19 protein-coding genes are annotated in these 17,355 nt (G+C 47.0%); 5 read left to right on the forward strand and 14 right to left on the reverse strand.

Going from position 1 to position 17,355, the window contains the following annotated elements; genetic code table 11:
• The 10 genes from D469_RS0118210 to ureA all read right to left on the reverse strand — a co-directional run.
• A partial coding sequence (locus tag D469_RS0118210; protein WP_018924519.1) for a transposase occupies window positions 1-209 on the reverse strand: 209 nt, incomplete at its 3' end.
• Window positions 210-722: 513 nt separating this feature from the next.
• Window positions 723-1,058 carry a nucleotidyltransferase substrate binding protein gene (locus tag D469_RS20775; protein WP_205621078.1) on the reverse strand — a complete coding sequence of 112 codons (336 nt, stop codon included), beginning with the start codon at window positions 1,056-1,058 and terminating at the stop codon, window positions 723-725.
• Window positions 1,034-1,258 (reverse strand): nucleotidyltransferase family protein, encoded by a 225-nt coding sequence (locus tag D469_RS22805; protein WP_169577123.1) that lies wholly within the window; start codon window positions 1,256-1,258, stop codon window positions 1,034-1,036. The genes D469_RS20775 and D469_RS22805 overlap by 25 nt, the downstream gene beginning before the upstream one ends.
• 9 nt (window positions 1,259-1,267) lie before the next feature.
• On the reverse strand, window positions 1,268-2,116 hold the full coding sequence (locus tag D469_RS0118220; protein ID WP_018924819.1) for an urease accessory protein UreD: 849 nt from the start codon (window positions 2,114-2,116) through the stop codon (window positions 1,268-1,270).
• Window positions 2,091-2,729, reverse strand: a complete 639-nt coding sequence (gene ureG, locus D469_RS0118225) for an urease accessory protein UreG (protein ID WP_018924820.1) — start codon at window positions 2,727-2,729, stop codon at window positions 2,091-2,093. Before ureG ends, D469_RS0118220 begins: the two co-directional genes overlap by 26 nt.
• A 21-nt stretch (window positions 2,730-2,750) precedes the next feature.
• Window positions 2,751-3,485, reverse strand: coding sequence for an urease accessory protein UreF (locus D469_RS0118230; protein WP_083910867.1), 735 nt, complete (start codon window positions 3,483-3,485; stop codon window positions 2,751-2,753).
• Entirely contained in the window at window positions 3,424-3,873 is a 450-nt protein-coding gene (locus tag D469_RS0118235) for an urease accessory protein UreE (RefSeq protein WP_240473358.1), read from the reverse strand. The genes D469_RS0118230 and D469_RS0118235 overlap by 62 nt, the downstream gene beginning before the upstream one ends.
• A 32-nt stretch (window positions 3,874-3,905) precedes the next feature.
• Window positions 3,906-5,621, reverse strand: a complete 1,716-nt coding sequence (ureC, locus tag D469_RS0118240) for an urease subunit alpha (protein WP_018924823.1) — start codon at window positions 5,619-5,621, stop codon at window positions 3,906-3,908.
• Window positions 5,618-5,989 carry an urease subunit beta gene (locus tag D469_RS0118245; RefSeq protein ID WP_018924824.1) on the reverse strand — a complete coding sequence of 124 codons (372 nt, stop codon included), beginning with the start codon at window positions 5,987-5,989 and terminating at the stop codon, window positions 5,618-5,620. The genes ureC and D469_RS0118245 overlap by 4 nt, the downstream gene beginning before the upstream one ends.
• Before the next feature lie 11 nt (window positions 5,990-6,000).
• Window positions 6,001-6,303, reverse strand: coding sequence for an urease subunit gamma (ureA, locus tag D469_RS0118250; RefSeq protein WP_018924825.1), 303 nt, complete (start codon window positions 6,301-6,303; stop codon window positions 6,001-6,003).
• A gap of 336 nt (window positions 6,304-6,639) precedes the next feature.
• On the opposite strand from ureA, the gene urtA reads away from it, so the two are divergent.
• From urtA to urtE, 5 genes are read left to right on the forward strand one after another with little or no spacing between them, the layout of a single operon-like run.
• A complete protein-coding gene (gene urtA / locus D469_RS0118255; RefSeq protein WP_018924826.1) occupies window positions 6,640-7,929 on the forward strand; it encodes an urea ABC transporter substrate-binding protein in 1,290 nt (429 codons plus the stop codon).
• Between the two features lie 20 nt (window positions 7,930-7,949).
• The gene (urtB, locus tag D469_RS0118260; RefSeq protein ID WP_018924827.1) at window positions 7,950-8,852 is read left to right on the forward strand and encodes an urea ABC transporter permease subunit UrtB; all 903 of its coding nucleotides are present in this window, start codon (window positions 7,950-7,952) and stop codon (window positions 8,850-8,852) included.
• Window positions 8,853-8,869: 17 nt separating this feature from the next.
• Window positions 8,870-9,946 carry an urea ABC transporter permease subunit UrtC gene (urtC, locus tag D469_RS0118265; protein ID WP_018924828.1) on the forward strand — a complete coding sequence of 359 codons (1,077 nt, stop codon included), beginning with the start codon at window positions 8,870-8,872 and terminating at the stop codon, window positions 9,944-9,946.
• Window positions 9,909-10,673 carry an urea ABC transporter ATP-binding protein UrtD gene (urtD, locus tag D469_RS0118270; protein WP_018924829.1) on the forward strand — a complete coding sequence of 255 codons (765 nt, stop codon included), beginning with the start codon at window positions 9,909-9,911 and terminating at the stop codon, window positions 10,671-10,673. The genes urtC and urtD overlap by 38 nt, the downstream gene beginning before the upstream one ends.
• On the forward strand, window positions 10,673-11,362 hold the full coding sequence (urtE, locus tag D469_RS0118275) for an urea ABC transporter ATP-binding subunit UrtE (protein ID WP_018924830.1): 690 nt from the start codon (window positions 10,673-10,675) through the stop codon (window positions 11,360-11,362). The genes urtD and urtE overlap by 1 nt, the downstream gene beginning before the upstream one ends.
• Before the next feature lie 381 nt (window positions 11,363-11,743).
• On the opposite strand, the gene D469_RS0118280 is transcribed toward urtE, so the two are convergent.
• The 4 genes from D469_RS0118280 to D469_RS0118295 form a co-directional block, all read right to left on the reverse strand.
• Window positions 11,744-12,802 (reverse strand): metal ABC transporter solute-binding protein, Zn/Mn family, encoded by a 1,059-nt coding sequence (locus tag D469_RS0118280; protein WP_018924831.1) that lies wholly within the window; start codon window positions 12,800-12,802, stop codon window positions 11,744-11,746.
• 215 nt (window positions 12,803-13,017) lie between these two features.
• The gene (locus D469_RS0118285; protein ID WP_018924832.1) at window positions 13,018-14,631 is read right to left on the reverse strand and encodes an L-lactate permease; all 1,614 of its coding nucleotides are present in this window, start codon (window positions 14,629-14,631) and stop codon (window positions 13,018-13,020) included.
• A gap of 60 nt (window positions 14,632-14,691) precedes the next feature.
• Window positions 14,692-16,341: a gamma-glutamyltransferase gene (gene ggt, locus D469_RS0118290; protein WP_018924833.1), complete on the reverse strand. Its 1,650-nt coding sequence runs from the start codon at window positions 16,339-16,341 to the stop codon at window positions 14,692-14,694.
• A 240-nt stretch (window positions 16,342-16,581) separates the two neighbouring features.
• Window positions 16,582-17,316 (reverse strand): SDR family oxidoreductase, encoded by a 735-nt coding sequence (locus D469_RS0118295; RefSeq protein ID WP_018924834.1) that lies wholly within the window; start codon window positions 17,314-17,316, stop codon window positions 16,582-16,584.
• Between the last annotated feature and the right edge of the window lie 39 nt (window positions 17,317-17,355).

Here is a 17,355-nt window from a genome sequence, read left to right on the forward strand (position 1 = left end):
AATTGAAGGAGTTCTTCTTGTTCGGTCGTACGGTTTTCCCGCTCACTAAAAGACTCACCTTGTTTGGATTGACGTACCCACTTATCTAATACAGAAGGCGACATTCCGTATTCCTTCAAAATCTCTTGACGGGGTTTTCCCGAAGCTCTCAATTGAACGATTTGTTCTTTAAAAGATTGAGAGAAGTGCTGTCTTTTTTGTCTGGACATGATATCCACTCCTTTATTACCTTACTTTAATCTTAGAGCAACTTATAATATCTGTCCAAATAAGTGTAACCGGTCCACCGCGGGGGAGCGGTGGTGGCGTGAAGGTTCTCCGTTGTGGCGTCACGTCTTCTGGTTGTGGCGTCTGTCCTCGGGGTTGTGGCGTGGCACCGATTGGTTGTGGTGTCGAAATAATTTAGTGTGGCGTGACAGGTTCAGGTTGTGGAGTCATGATGTTTGAGTGCGGCGTGAGCCATCTTGAGTGTCGCATCACACCCCTTCAGTGTTGCACATGCTCAACTTCCTCGATAAATGCGCATTTTCCCGCAACCGCCTCTTCCATCAAGCAAAAAAAAGAGCCCGCTTGCACAACGAGCTCTTGTTCCTATAACCGAATGTCTTTTACGCTCCGATCAAGTGAAGCAGGATCGAAGCGAGTGTAACAAAACCCGCTTCACTCCCCTAACTTGTCTTGCATTCGCTTGGTCCATTGATACAAAAGAGTATAATACTTGTTCAAATTAGCTTGAATTTTGTTAGCCACTTCTTCGTTATATGTATGGACGGCAAGTTCCGGTCATTCACCATTTCTAATGCGAGCATAGCCTCTTCTTCATCAAGCAGCTGAACCTCTCGACAGCTGCGGACGACACCTTTTGGGGAACCGACATCCAAACCTTCCATATCATATAAAAATTGTTTAGCCGCTTTCCAGCACGCCTCAAAAGAGAATTCGAAGCGTTGAATGGCTGCATCTCTTTCTATTTCGCTTGGATTGGTCAACAATGCAAGCTGCTGGAAGGAAGCTAGGATTGTCTCTGCTACTTCTAAACGTTGTCGTAATCCCTCCATAATATCCCCTTCTCTTTTACTTTCTCACAGAACTCTGGACTAGCTTCACATAGATTAACCACATCTACTTTATATGGAATAGTAGACTCTTCAACATCTTCTATAAGATTATTCCACTTGTCAGACGAGATAACACTTCCAGGTTCAATGGCTACATCTATATCTGAGCTTTGCCGCTGTTCATGATTTCTATAAACAATGTTATGATCCTACCTTTTTTCGGCTGAGCGTTTCTCCCGTATCCATGTCTCTACTTTTTCTTCCAACTGGCTGTATGCTTTCTTTAATTCAATCAGGTCATTGCTTAAGATGCGGGCGTGTACAATGTTTGGCTCAGGCTTTGTGACCCCTTTTCGCACGCTGTCTGCAGCTTCCCACTGCTCCATCCAGCTTTCACTTGTTGTTTCCTTGAGGTAAGGGGAAACGGCCCATAGGACGGCATAATAATCATTGCCGTCCATCATGCCTTGTTCATGCACAAAGCGAGTTTGTGGTTCGAGGACGAGTGAATCGTAGATGAGAAGTTTTCCTTCGACTCGCACGGAGAATGTTGAGTCTATTCGCTCATAGTCGTATATTTCTTCTCGTTCGCGCCGGCCTGCTGATAAAATTTCTCCCCAGATGAGCGATGCATTACCATTCATGGTAATGCGTTGCTCGTTTTGAAATCGGGAAGCAGCAAAGGGGATAATCGTATCAGGCGATAGCTTCAGAAAAGTGTCGTCTGCAAGTTGTACATCATAAAATTGGACAGCGCCTTCCCCGTTTTTTTGTGGGTAAATCTTTAGCGATGATTGAGGGATTAAAGTAAGGGCGGCACTCTTATCCAGTCGCAGTGTATAGCGGTACTGATCGCCTGCCACCATGCCGCCGGAGGTTTCGACTAAATAGGCGATTGCGTGCTCTTTTATTTCAGGATACATAAGACGGCTTACTTTTAAAGGTGGTGTCTCGTAATGGTTAGTAATTACAGTTTTCCCGCGGCGCATGCCAAAGTCAGCTTTCACTTCTCCAGAAAGAGCAAGCGTCGTATCAAGCTCCGGATTTAACTTCTGCATGCCAGCTCACTTCTTCGAGTAATAACGCGTGTTGAATCCAGGAGATGATGGCTTCGATACCAACGCCTTCTTTTTGATTGGCAAAAGCAAATGGCCGCTTCCCTCGCGCTTCTTTAGCGTCTGCTTCCATTTGTGCTAAATCAACACCCACATACGGAGCTAAATCCATTTTATTGATCACGAGAAAATCGGAACGGTTTACGCCCGGGCCACCTTTTCTAGGAATATCCTGTCCTTCTGCTACATCAGTAACGTATAAATAACCATCCACCAGTTCCGGACTGAAGGTTGCGGACAAATTGTCACCGCCACTTTCCACAAATATAATTTCAAGCTCAGCAAAACGCTCATGCAGCTCGTCGATGGCTGCAAAATTCATAGAGGCATCTTCACGAATAGCAGTGTGTGGGCAGCCGCCCGTTTCAACCCCGATGATTCGATCCTCCGGAAGTACACCGTGTTTCGTCAAGTACTGAGCGTCTTCTTTTGTATAAATATCGTTTGTGACGACCGCTAACTCATAGTGTTCATGCATTTGCCTGGTTAATTGTTCGATTAATGCGGTTTTACCAGAACCGACCGGCCCGGCAACACCTATGCGTACAGGTTTCATCGATTTATCTCCTTTCTCTGCTTACGAAATAAAGAGGCGCACATTTAAATGTTCATGCTCCATTGAGGCCAGCTCAAGGCCTACTGTGCCGTTGCGAGCATCGTAAATGGTCAAATTTTCAATGTCCTTTCCCGCCGTTTGAATGAGAGGCAACAGGTTGCGGATCGTTTCCATGCCTGTACTTTGACCGAGAGGAACAGCTCGCACGGCATTGTGAACAAGCGATGTGACGCTAGAATAAATAAACGTGGTGACCGCTTCCGTACGGCCTATGTTTTCATGAGCGGCAAACAACGCATAAACAAAGCTGTGGTGAGAGGGCATGTCATAACATTCCAACCATTGACTTACTTGTTGAAAGAGCGCTTCACCTTCAATCGCTCGAATCGTTTTTAAAAATTGACGCCCCATCATTAGACTTGCTTCGCGTGTTTCTTTCGCAACTTTTATTGCATGTCCGATTTCAGCGACTTCTTGCATTTGCCAAGGCGCTTCCTTCCACGCCCGCATCACTTCGCTTACAAAAAGTCCGTCACCGTATTTCACATTTTCAAGGGCATACGCTTTGCACAGAGAAAATAACGACGCCTGATCGGAGACAGTGTCTTTTTGAATATAGGTCTCCATTCCAAACGAGTGGGTATAACCCCCGATCGGAAACGCGGAGTCATGAATTTGCATTAGGCGCAGCTGATCAATGTGCATGCGTATGACCTTTATAACGAAAAGCTCGTCCAAGACGACGTTTGTCTTCATGATAGGCGACGCCAGTTTCTGTGAAAATGGACTCAAGTGTATGATCACGCCGAACGATAATTTCGCGCCCTTCGATCAAACACGGGGTGTGACGATTCCCAAGTTCAAATGCGACCGTCCCCATTTCTTGAATGCCTGCCGGCTGAATAACGTATACCGGTTCTAGTGGCGTTCGAACCACAATCTCCCGTTCATCATCTTCATAAATTTTATGTCCCGGCTCAAGCGTTTCTCCTTCATCAAGCATCAAAGCAACGTCGACTCCAGACTCAGATTGTTTACGCAGAATGCGCTTGCCTAGTTCATCCCATTCGACTTCGAGGTAATCTCTCTTTTTAGCCTTGGTCGCCTCTCCTGCTTCACCCAATGTCCGTGTAATTTTCATCATTCTCCCCCTCATTAAAACGTGTCTTTCATCTATCAAAATAAGAAATATCGCTGCGCTAAAGGCACGCGTTCAACTGGCTGGCAGGTTAGTCGTTCACCGTTCATTTGCACATCGTACGTTTCCGGGTCAATCGATAGTTCCGGTGTTTTATCGTTTAACTTCATATCTTTTTTGCTAATATTGCGGCATCCTGTTGCGACGCTGATCGTTTTTTCCAGTCCCAGCTTGTCCGCCACGTTGTTATCCATGGCTATCTGCGGTAAAAAGGTGAGAGACGTGTTTGCATTCGCTTTTCCGAAGCTTGCAAACATCGGTCGTGGGAAGACTGGCTGCGGCGTTGGAATGGATGCATTTGGATCCCCCATCTGGGCGTGGGCGATTTGTCCTCCTTTAATGACAAGTTCTGGCTTCACCCCAAAAAAGGCCGGATCCCACAACACAAGGTCGCCCCATTTCCCTTCTTCAACCGAACCGACGTCGTGAGAAATGCCGTGAGCAATAGCTGGATTGATTGTATACTTGGCCACATAGCGCTTCACGCGCTCATTGTCATTGCCACTCCCGCTGTCTTCATCCAGCTCGCCAAATTGTTGTTTCATTTTATCTGCCGTCTGCCAAGAACGTATCACTACTTCTCCGACACGTCCCATCGCTTGGGAGTCCGAGGAAATAATACTCAAGACGCCGCGGTCATGTAACATATCTTCAGCTGCAATCGTCTCTGGACGGATGCGGGAATCAGCAAATGCTACATCTTCAGGCACGTTCGGGTCAAGGTGATGGCAGACCATAAGCATATCTAAATGTTCATCGATCGTGTTTGTTGTAAATGGTCTTGTAGGATTAGTAGAGGACGGCAAAACATTGGCGTAACCCGCAATTTTCATAATGTCGGGTGCATGCCCGCCGCCGGCGCCTTCGGTGTGATACGTATGAATGACTCGGTCTCCAATCGCCTCAATGGTATCTTCCACAAACCCCGCTTCATTTAATGTGTCAGTATGAATCGCCACTTGTACGTCAAGTTCATCAGCGGTTTGCAGGCACGTATCAATTGCCCCTGGTGTGGTGCCCCAGTCTTCGTGTAATTTCAGGCCGATTGCTCCAGCGCGTACTTGTTCTCGCAACGGTTCAAGCGCGGATCCATTTCCTTTCCCTAAAAAACCTAAATTCATTGGAAATGCTTCGGCCGCTTCTAACATGCGCTCGATGTTCCATTCACCAGGTGTACACGTCGTAGCTTTCGTGCCAGTTGCCGGTCCCGTGCCACCGCCAATCATCGTTGTTACCCCGGAAGCAAGCGCTACTTCAATCTGCTGCGGGCTGATAAAGTGGATGTGGGCATCTATTCCTCCAGCCGTAACAATCATTCCTTCTGCTGCAATAACTTCTGTAGATGGTCCCACAATCAAGCGCGGGTGAACCCCTTCCATTACTTTCGGGTTGCCCCCCTTCCCAATGGCTTCAATACGACCATCTTTTAAGCCAATATCTGCTTTTCGAATGCCGCTGTAGTCAATAATTAAAGCGTTCGTGACAAGTACATCTACGACACCTTCAGCGCGAGTGCTACTCCCATCTTGGCCCATCCCATCGCGGAGTACTTTCCCGCCTCCAAATTTTACTTCTTCCCCGTAAATAGCTGCGTCCTCTTCTACTTCCACCCACAGGTTCGTATCAGCTAAGCGTACTTTATCTCCAACTGTCGGGCCAAATTGGGCCGCATAATTCGATCGTGACATCTTCATGAATATGTAGCTCCTTTGAATCCACGTGCTGCTGCTTGCTTGATAGCCCTTTCCTTTTGGCTTGCAACCGATCCTTCCACTAGCCCATTTAAGCCATACATCTCTTTTGACCCGCTGATCGTAACAAGTTCTACTTCTTTCTCTTCACCTGGTTCAAAGCGGACGGCCGTGCCTGCTGGCAGGTTTAAGCGCATGCCAAGCGCTTCGTTCCGCAGAAAGCGTAAGTTTTTATTAATCTCGAAAAAATGATAATGAGAACCGACTTGCACCGGCCGGTCTCCAGTATTTGCAACGCGAATCACAGTCTTCGTTTGACCTTTATTTAATTCAATATCATCCTTCTTCGTTTGGATTTCCCCAGGAATCACGAAGGCACCCCCTAAACTATTGGTGTATGTACTGTGATCAGCTTTACCCCGTCTGGAAATGTGCCTTCTACTTGTACGTTATCAATCATCTCCGGCACCCCTTCCATTACATCAGCAGAGGTAAGCACTTGTTTTCCTTCTTGCATAAGTTGCGCGACTGTCTTACCTTCCCGCGCTCCTTCTAATAAAAAGGCAGTTATAATTGCGGTGGCTTCTGGATAGTTGAGCAACAATCCTTTTTGGCGCCGTTTTTCCGCAAGTTCCGCCGCGGTAAAAATCATCAATTTTTCCTGTTCTACCGGTGATAATTTCATAAAACAACTCCCCCCCGTTGGAATTTTCCAACTTCTCTTTTCTCCTCTAACTATAACGAGTTATTCAGCAATTTTCTATCTTGATGTTAGATTTTCTAACATCGTTTTTACCAACCTATTTAATTTCACGCGTTCGTCCCCATTTGAAAAAGTAAACGATTTTATTTAAAAAAGTAGATACTGCTTCTTTTATTCTCCGAACCTTGCCTACAGGAAAGACACCGCTTTCATATACTGTTAATTTCTGAAAAGTTTGTTATTTAATCTTACAAACTATAAATTTAACTTCCAGAGTTATGATATCTTACATGCCATAGACAAAAAGGAGGACGTCGTATGTGTTTCACCCCCTCAAACAAAGCCCTCAGTTTTGTATTCATTTGTTTTTTATTTACATTAGCTGCTTGCCAAGATGGATCATCTGATTCTGTGGAAGCCGAGGATACACCCGCAGACGTGCAAGAAGCTGAAGATGCGGAGGATTTAGATGAGGAGCAGATCCCCGTTGGTATTCTTCATTCCCTTAGTGGAACCATGGCGATGAGTGAAACGTCAGTTAGAGATTCTGAACTTCTTGCGATTGAAGAAATTAACGATAACGGAGGCGTCTTAGGAAAAGAACTTGTTCCGATTATTGAAGACGGTGCTTCTGATTGGCCCACGTTTGCCGAACGTGCGGATAAATTGCTGCAAGAAGATGAAGTGCCTGTCATTTTTGGAGGATGGACATCAGCGAGCCGCAAAGCGATGCAGCCAGTCGTGGAAGGGCACAATGGATTGCTTTTCTACCCTGTGCAATATGAAGGAATGGAGGCTTCACCCAACATCTTTTATAACGGAGCTGCACCGAACCAGCAAATTACGCCAGCCATTGACTGGCTGATGGAAGAAAAAGGGGATGATATTTTTCTTATTGGTTCCGACTACGTCTTCCCGCGCATCGCCAATCAAGCGGTGAATGAACAAGTGGAAGACGCTGGCGGAACGATTGTTGAAGAACAATATACACCGCTAGATCACACTGATTACAACACGATTATTGCTCGTATTCGGGAAGCGGACCCAGACGTTATTTTCAATACGCTAAATGGCGATAGTAACGTCGCTTTCTTTAAACAACTATATGATGCCGGCATTACAGCCGATGAAATCCCGGTCCTATCCGTGTCTGTGGCCGAAGAAGAGGTGCAAGGCATCGGGTCGGAAGTGATTGAAGGACACTATGCCAGCTGGAATTACTATCAATCGCTAGGAACAGATGAAAACATCGAATTTGTGGAGCGTTTTCAAGAGACATATGGAGAAGACCGCGTGGTTGGTGACCCCATCGAAGCTGGATATTTTATGGTTCATTTATGGGCAAAAGCAGTTGAAGAAGCTGGCACCACAGACACGGATGAAGTACGTAAAGCTGCCGACGGGATCGAATTTGCAGCTCCAGGCGGTCCAGTTGAAATTAACGGCGAGAATCAGCACGTCTCAAAAACCGTGCGCATCGGTGAAGTACAAGAAGACGGACAGTTTGAACAAGTCTGGAAATCAGATGAACCTGTGGAGCCCGACCCCTTTCTTGAAGAGTATGACTGGGCCAGCGGCTTAAGCGAGATTGTTACGGATGAGGATTAAGATGAGAGGAGATTTTCACTGTGGAAGCCATATTATTACAACTGTTTAACGGATTGAGTCTAGGCTCAATCCTGCTCTTGATTGCGTTGGGGCTTGCCATTACCTTTGGGCTTATGAATGTGATAAACATGGCTCACGGCGAGCTGATAATGATTGGGGCGTACGCAGCGTATGTTGTCCAACTTCTGTTTTTAACTTATCTTCCTGAAGGAATGTTCAGCTGGTATTTTATTTTCGCTCTGCCTGCTTCATTTTTACTCGCCGCCTTCTTCGGTTGGCTGCTTGAGTTAAGTGTCATTCGACATTTATACGGTCGGCCGCTTGATAGTTTGCTGGCGACCTTTGGGGCTGGTCTTATCTTGCAACAGCTGGCCCGCACAATCTTTGGCGCGCCAAATGTCGGTGTCCAAAGCCCCACTTTTTTAGCAGGGACCATTGAAATCTTTACGCTCAGCATTCCTGCCTCCCGCTTGTTTATTTTACTGCTGGTGGCAGCATGTGTTGGCTTTATGTTCTATTACTTTTACAAAACAAAAAGTGGGATGCGCATCCGCGCCGTCATGCAAAATCGCAAAATGGCCTCCAGCCTCGGAATCAACACCCGTCGTGTTGACTCAACAACATTTGCGATTGGCGCCGGCTTTGCTGGCGTGGCAGGCACTGTCTTGACACTTATCGGACCGATTGGCCCCACTCTGGGGACAGCATATATTGTTGATGCTTTCATGGTCGTGGTTGTCGGTGGAGTGGGCATGTTGATTGGCACCGTCGCTAGCGCCCTTGGCATCGGCATGTTTAATACGATCTTCGAATACGTCACGAACGCTTCAATGGGTCGGGTGCTCGTATTTATTCTTATTATTCTCGTATTGCAGTGGAGACCAAATGGACTTTTTCATCTGCGTACGCGGTCACTTGATTAGAAAAGGGGGGAACCGTTTTGCACGAGAGACAATCATTTTTTACCACCAAACAAGGCGTATTCACAATACTTATCGTCATACTTGCAATTTTGCCTTTACTCATGAGTGATTTTCAAACCAATTTGCTTGGACGTTTTCTAGCTTTTGCTATACTGGCTGTTGGTCTTGATTTACTGTGGGGCTATACAGGCGTACTAAGCCTGGGGCACGGCATCTTTTTCGGCTTTGGCGCTTATATTACCGCGATATATATAACCATTGAATCCTCAGGCGGAGGACTTCCTGATTTTATGATGTGGAGCGGTATGACTGAATTGCCCTGGCTTTGGCAGCTTTTATCCAACCCGGTTGCTGCATTAAGTCTGGCAATTCTTGTGCCGATGTTTGTGGCCACGTTACTCGGTTTCTTTACCTTTCGTAATCGAATTAAAGGTGTGTATTTCACGATTTTAACGCAAGCCCTCGTGCTCACCATGGTTACATTAATTATCAGTCAACAACAATATACTGGCGGTTCAGACGGCTTAACGAATTTACAGACCATCTTCGGTTTTTCACTTTCTTCACCACAGACCCAGCTTGTCCTTTACTTTTTGACGCTGATTGTTCTTACGGTCGTATTTTTTTCCAGCCTCAGACTTGTCAACAGCCGATTTGGGAAAGTGATGGTGGCAATACGAGATGGGGAGAACCGCCTACGCTTCTCCGGTTATAACACAGCCCATTTTAAAACAGTCGTTTTTACACTATCGGCAGGTCTTGCCGGTCTTTCCGGCATGCTGTTTGTTATGCAGATTGGTATCGTCACACCAACGATGATCGATATTATTCCATCCATTGAAATGGCCCTTTGGGTAGCGATTGGCGGCCGCGGCACATTGCTCGGTCCAGTGTTCGGTGCTTTGCTTGCGAATACAGGTTCAACCTACTTTAGTGAGAGCTTTCCAGAAGTTTGGACCTACTTGATGGGGCTTGCCTTTATTATAGTAATTATTTATTTGCCAAAGGGTCTCATGACCATTGGTGACAAATTAACCAAAAAAAGGAGAGGGTCACATGCCAACCAGTCAGCAGGCAAACCTACTAAACTGTGAAGATATCACCGTTCAGTTTGGAGATTTCAAAGCCTTGAATCATTTTTCATTTGAACTCGAACACCGTGAGCTCCATTTTTTAATCGGGCCGAATGGGGCGGGGAAGACGACGTTTTTAGATGTGCTCTGCGGACTTACGAAGGTTACAAAAGGAAATATCACCTTTGAAAAAGACAAATCAATCAAAGACATGCCGGAATACGAAATTGCTCGCAATGGCATTGGCCGTAAATTTCAAGCGCCGTCCATTTTTCCACGCTTATCCGTAAAAGATAACCTTGAACTTAGCATGAAGCAGAAAAAAGGCATCTGGGACATTTTACGGGCCACATTAAAAAATGAAGATAAAGAGCGAATTGACTCCCAGTTGGAAACGATCGGTTTAACAGAGGAAGCTATGCAGGAGGCAGGAAGTCTCTCCCACGGCCAAAAACAATGGCTTGAAATTGGCATGGTGATGATGCAAGAGCCCCAAGTGCTTCTACTTGATGAACCAATTGCCGGCATGACTGAAGAGGAAGAAGAAAAAACCGGAGATCTGTTAACCAAATTAAGAGAGGACTGCTCAATCGTCGTGGTTGAACATGACATGGATTTTGTCCGCGAATATTCAGAACGCGTTACCGTTATGCATGAAGGAGCACTCCTAAGCGAAGGGACGATGCAAGAAATCCAGGCAAACGATATGGTCAAAGAAGTTTATCTCGGGCAAGGGAGGGTGAGCTGATGCTGGCGCTGGATAATGTACAGGCGGGTTACGATGAAAGTATGATCTTACATGATGTCACCTTTCGTCTTTCTGAAAATCAAGTCGTGTGCGTGTTAGGAAGAAATGGGGTTGGCAAGTCAACGTTAATCAAAACGATCATGGGGGTTCTTCAAGCAGAGCAAGGCAGAATTGATTTTGCCGGAGAAGATATTACAAAAACGAAACCAGCTGAACGCGCTCATAAAGGCATCAGCTATGTACCGCAGGGACGAGAAATCTTTTCCAATTTGTCCGTAGAAGAAAACTTAACGTTAGGACTCGAAACCAACCCCAACCCTTCACTAGCGTTGTTTAAAAATATCTATCAATACTTTCCTGTCCTTAAAGAAATGAAAAAACGAAACGGCGGCGACCTAAGTGGTGGTCAGCAGCAACAATTAGCGATCGGCCGCGCCCTCGCTGCTGAGCCTAATCTTTTACTACTTGATGAACCAGCAGAAGGCATTCAGCCTAATATCGTAGATGCCATTCAAGACGTGATCATTGATTTAAAGAAGAATACTGAGACAGCCATGGTTCTTGTTGAACAAGACATTCCCTTTGCCGAATCAGTCGGCGATTACTTTTATGTGATCGACCGCGGGCGCATTATGTATGAAGGCGAGGAACTCGACCGGGAACGTGCCGAGGCCTACTTGAGTTTATAATAGCGGAAAGCCGTGTTTATACCAGTAGTTAGATATAAGAAATGTAGTAGGTAGTAGAACCTGTTCTACTACCTACTATTGATTAATTTCCGGGTTCTCGGTGCGCAGTGCCCTTCCTGTATCCAGTGACAAGAACGAAGTGCGGTGTCAGGGCTTATTAGCGCGGCGGCATGAGCATTGAGTGCCGTGTCACCGTCAATGAGTGCGTCCTCGCGCCTTTCCCCTCTTGTATTTGCGATATGGCAGCGGCACAAACGGAGTCATCCAGTTTTCATAGGAGGAGTAAGAGGCTGCCCCTTTGAGTCAGGGCAGCCCCTTTAATTTTTTGCTCTGGCAATATGGCTACGAGAAGGGGTGCAAGGCGAGCTCCTTATTTAGTCCTCATTCATTTAACGCCTGCTCCAACGTTTCAATGTTATGTTCCATCAATTCCACATAGCCCGGTTCTTCTTCCACTTCCTCTTCAAGCAACGCTTCGAGGTTATGGAAGTAGAGCGCCTCCGCCCCTACTTCCTCGCGCAGAACTTCGGCCACTTCGACCACGTAATTATGCTCAAAAATGATGTGATTTAAGCCGTGATCTTCTACTACATGCTGGAGTTCGTGCAAATGTTCAGGCGACGGTTCATTTGTCGGTGACACCCCGGCTACTGATAACTGTTGAATGCCGTAGCGCTCCTGCCAATACGTATAGCCTGCATGAGAAACGAGGATTGTATCTTTATCAGCCCCATCTACAACCTCTTGAAATGTGTTATCAAGCTGCTCCAATTCATCATGCAGCGCTTCTTTATTCGTTTCAAATTTTTCCGCTGCTTCAGGTAGCTCTGCTTTCAAGCCTTCAGTAATGTTTTCACTTAATGTTTTGGCGTTAGTTGGGTCGATCCAAACATGCGGGTCGCCGTCACCGTGATGGTGGTCGTGTTCCTCTTCTTGATCATGATGATGGGAATGGTCCTCGCCGTCATGTGAATGCTCGTGGTCATGACTGTGTGTATGTTCATCCGGGTCATATTCTGCAAGTTCAATTCCTGCTGCTGCTTTTACAACCGGCACGTTTTCATCTTCCATGACCTCTACAAGCGTATCTGCGAACCCTTCCATGCCGACGCCGTTATAGACGAGCAAGTCCCCGTCTGCAACATCTACCATCGTTTGCATGGATGGCTCATATGTATGCGCATCGGCTCCAGGAGGCACGATGTTTTCTACCTCTACATAGTCTCCGCCTACTTCCCGAATTAAATCTTCCAACGCATAGACCGTGGTATAGACGTGAAGTGGTTCTTCTGAGACGTCTTCCTCCTCCATCTCTTCTTCTGTTTCTTCTTCATCTCCTTGTTCCGCTTGTGTTTCTTGCGCCCCTTCTTCTTCCGCTGTTCCGCAGGCGCTTATTATGAAAAGAAAAACTGCTCCTGCTGCAATGCCCCTTCGTTTCACTGGTCATCTCCCCTTCACCTTGTACGCCTTGATATATTATCTACCTTATCTATGATTAACAACTCTATCAACTATGAAGTCATAAAATCTACCATTCCCTTTTACGTATTCAACTTGAACATCCTACTTACGGTGTAAAAAGAAAGGAGCCATCCCTGCTAGGACAGCTCCTCTGTGAAGGAGTGATGTTTCTTGGCACTCATTTCTATTCCTGTTTAGCCCCCGATCAAATGCAATAAGATCGAAGCAAGTGATACGGCAGTACCGGCAATCAAGCTAAAGAGCAAGGTTGGTTTAAAGACTTCGGCGTCTCTACCTTGAATACCGGCTGTGCTCGTACCCAAAATGACGTTCGATGGTGATATGGAGTTACCAATAGCACCTCCGGCAGACTGAGCTGCGATTGTTTCCGCCATTTGCAGTCCGTCCATTGAGTCCACAACCGAACCATGCAGCGGGGCAAAGAGCACGTTCGATGACGTGTTGGAAGAGGTCATGAACGAACCGATAATACCGATCACGTTTGCAAGTGCTACGTACACGATCGGGGTAGAGATGGCAGCTGTTCCCATCGCAACGACAACCATTTGCCCGGAGCTTTCCATGATTTCTGTCATGGTTAAAAAACCGGCAATGGCTAAAGAGGCACCCGTAGCATTTCCTTTAAAGCCAGTGCGAATGTCGCTTCCGGCATCATTTTCAAACAAGTTTAAACGGCGATACCAGTAATAAGCAAAGCCGGCGGCTACAAACAAGTACAGCCCTGGATGGGTTAAGGGAGCAATAGGTGAGTAGGCTTCCTCCGCTTCTACTTGATATCCATAACCTGTTTCGACCGCTGGGAATGGCGGACCGAATTCAAATTGGTCTAAAAACTCGTTAACTTGCGGAATACCTAATGCCACAATCGAGAGGACGGTCAATACATAATACGGCATAAAGGCCTTATGAAGTGAAATCGGCGGCTTTTCTTCCGCTTCTACTGAGTGTTCATCTTCCAGCATATCTGATTCTTGTTCCAGCTCTGATTTTTGACTGTATTTATTGCGGCGTGCAAATAGGAATAATACGCCTAAAGCAACGGTGGCTGGAATAAAGGTACTTAAGGTAGGATTTACGAGCGCAAGCAAGAGCTGACCGCCGCCATGGATTAAGGAAATGACCAAGACGACAACAAAGCCTTCTTTAATACCTTTCCAGCGCGCGAACATCCAACAAATCATAAAGCCTGCGAGGATATTCGGAATCCATAAGAGAATGGACGTATATAGTAGCGTTAACGCTTGCTCTTCTATCGTTACTGCGTTAATAGTCGCGATCCAGCCAAGCGCAAGCGTACCGAACATATTGGCCCAGGCATGGCCGATCAATGGAATAACTACCGCGGGCACCGGTTTTACACCGATTCCGATAAGAAGCGGTGCAACGACGGCGATTGGAGCACCGAAGCCAGCAATACCTTGTAAAAAGGAGGCAAAGACCCAGCCGAAAGCGAGCACGAGAAACAAATAGTTCTGGCTATGTTCTTGAATATCTTCTCGCATCACTTTAAACGAACCGGATTCTTTTGTGATTTGATACAAGAGCAAAGACGGCCACACTACTAACAGAATAAAAAGAGCTTCCCATAAACCTTTCCCGAACCCTACAGCCAGATTGTCCCACGGCGCTTCATAAAGAAAAATAGCGATGAGCGCAGCGATCCCCATCGCAATCCAGCCGGCACGGGGGCCGGGCCAACGCAGGACAACCAGCATAACGAGAAGAAGCACGAGCGGCAATACAGCCAGCGACCAGTGCAGCAAATCTACCGGCAAATTTTCTTCCATTGTCAATCCCGTCCTTTCCTGAAACGTTACTATCTCGCTGCGACAGCTCGAAAAACGGTTTTACCAGCTGAGTGCTAGCCCGTCACCACGCGGGTCCGCTCCTGCTTCGTACGTTTTTCGGTTCGGATCAATAACGATAGCTTGGGCATGTCCCATTTGCTGAGAATAGTCTTCCGTTCGTTCAACCTCATGGCCACGATCTCCTAACGCAGCGGCCAGCGCATCCGGTATCCGGCCTTCTAATTTTAAGGACGAGCTATCTTCGCCCCACGTGCGGCCATACAGCCAGCGCGGCGCTTCAATCGCTTGCTGGATGTTATAGCCGAAGTCTACTACTCTTGTAAATAACGCACATTGCGTTTGCGGCTGGCCTTCGCCGCCCATCGTGCCAAATAACATGAACGGCTTTCCATCTTTTGTAGCCAGTGCCGGAATAATCGTATGAAAGGTGCGTTTGTTCGGTTCTAGTGTATTTGGATGCTCCGGGTCCAAGCTGAAGAACGAGCCACGGTTTTGCAATAAAAAACCACACCCTTCTGGTATCAAGCCGGAGCCAAATTCATGATACACACTCTGAATTAAGGAAACACTATTGCCTTCGTGGTCTGTCACCGCCATAAAGGTCGTGTCACGATTTTGCCCAAGCTCTGGCAGCTCGCCCATTTCCTCAACGGGAAAAGCTTTTTCCATTGAAAACTGACCTGCCATCTTATTGGTATGAGAATCAGAGAGTAATTGGTTGACTGGCACCTCAAGAAATTCCGGGTCAGTCACCCACTGATCTCGGTAGGAAAAAGAAAGTTTCGCAGCTTCGGCCATAAGATGATAGTAATCGGGGGTGTGGTCACCGATTTCTTTTAGGTCATGCTGCTTTAAGAGATTTAACATCATAAGCGTGGCGACCCCTTGAGTATTCGGCTTGAGCTCATAGACTTGATAGCCTTTATAACCGGTGGATATCGGTTCTTCCCACGTCGACTCATGGCGGGCAAAGTCCTCCAGAGTGAGCAAGCCGTGGTGCTTTTTCAGCGAATCAACCACTTTCTTTGCAATCTCGCCTTTATAAAATGCATCCGGCCCGTCTTCGGCAATCTGTTGCAGCGACCAGGCCAAATTGGGCTGTGTTAACACCTCACCAGTGTTGAGCGGTTCTCCGTCCGGCAGAAATGTATCCGCCGTCTCTGTAAACTTTTGCAAAAGCGCTTGTTTATCATGAATAAAGCGGCTTAGCTTCTCTGTTACCGGAAAGCCTTCAGCTGCATAATGAATCGCAGTTGCAAACAACGTCTTCCATTCCAGCCGGCCATAACGCTGATGCATTTGCCACCATGCCTCTACTGTGCCCGGCACCGTGTTTGCAGCCAACGGGCCCCGGTCAGGGATACTGTCTAATTCGCGCTGAGTAAATGCTTCACGCGTAACGTTCTGCCCCGACTTTCCGCTGCCGTTCATTGCTTTTACTTCCTGTTCTTTCGCGTCCCAGACGAGTGAAAACAAGTCGCCGCCGATCCCCGCCATATGCGGATAAACGACACCCATCACGGCATTCGTTGCAATCGCACCTTCAACCGCGTGTCCTCCTTGTTTAACGACCTCTTGCCCAGCTTGAGTAGCTAAATAATGAGGAGATGTGACGGCTCCGTTCTTCCCCATCGCCACTGGGCGACCTGTATCGAGAAATTCCTGCTCTGCTCCTCGATGGATAGCCATGACCGCTGCCTCCTTTTATCGAAATAGATTAAAAGTAACTTTGGACTATACATCACACTACCTAGCGCCGCTGCCTTTTCTGCACTAGTAAGAAAAATTACCCTGTAACAAAACCTTTCAAACTATTCCCCTTCACCCAAGCTGCAGTCAACCTTATAGTTGCATTAAAAAAACAGCCCGCTGAAACGAGCTGCTCCTCTAACAAAAGACCCAATTCTTATCCGGGGTCCTCTATTTGTATTACCCTTTCATTGGACGCACGGTGACTTCGTTTACATTCACTTCTTCCGGCTGCGTCACCGCGTAGCCGACCGCATTGGCGATGTCTTCAGCTTGTAAGCTTGACATTTCAGCACCTTCAAATCGGCTTTTCACTTCTTCGTCCGTGATATGGGTGGTTAATTCGGTCTCCACCACACCTGGAGATATGTTTGTTACCCGAACGCCCAGGCCGGAGAGCTCTTTTTCCATCCCAACTGAAAAGGCACGCACGGCGAACTTCGTCGCGCTGTATACAGAACTTGAAGGCATCACTTCATGACCAGCCACCGAAGAAACGTTAACAACGTGCCCATTTCCTTTTTCCAGCATATTCGGAAGCACCGCGTGCACGCCGTACAAGACCCCTTTAATGTTCACATCCACCATTTGCGCCCATTCGTCCACCTGATCATTTTTTAACATCGACAATAGCATCACGCCGGCATTATTAATTAAAATATCGACCGTTCCGAACGTTTCTTCCGCGACCGCGGCGACGTTTTCCATATCTTCTTTTTTCGTCACATCAGCAGCCACCGCTTTTGCTTCGCCGCCTGCATCTTTTATCTCTTGTTCGAGCGCTTCAATCCGCTCTACCCGCCTGGCGGTGAGCACAACTCCTGCCCCACGTCCGGCCAGGTCCTTGGCCACCGCCGCGCCGATCCCACTGCTCGCGCCAGTTACCAGCGCCGTTTTTCCAGCTAATGAATTCATGCCTATCAACCATCCTTTTGAAAATAAGTACGATTCGAT

Origin of the sequence: Salsuginibacillus kocurii DSM 18087, from assembly GCF_000377705.1 — a bacterium.
In the GTDB taxonomy this organism is placed as follows: Bacteria; Bacillota; Bacilli; order Bacillales; family Marinococcaceae; genus Salsuginibacillus; species Salsuginibacillus kocurii.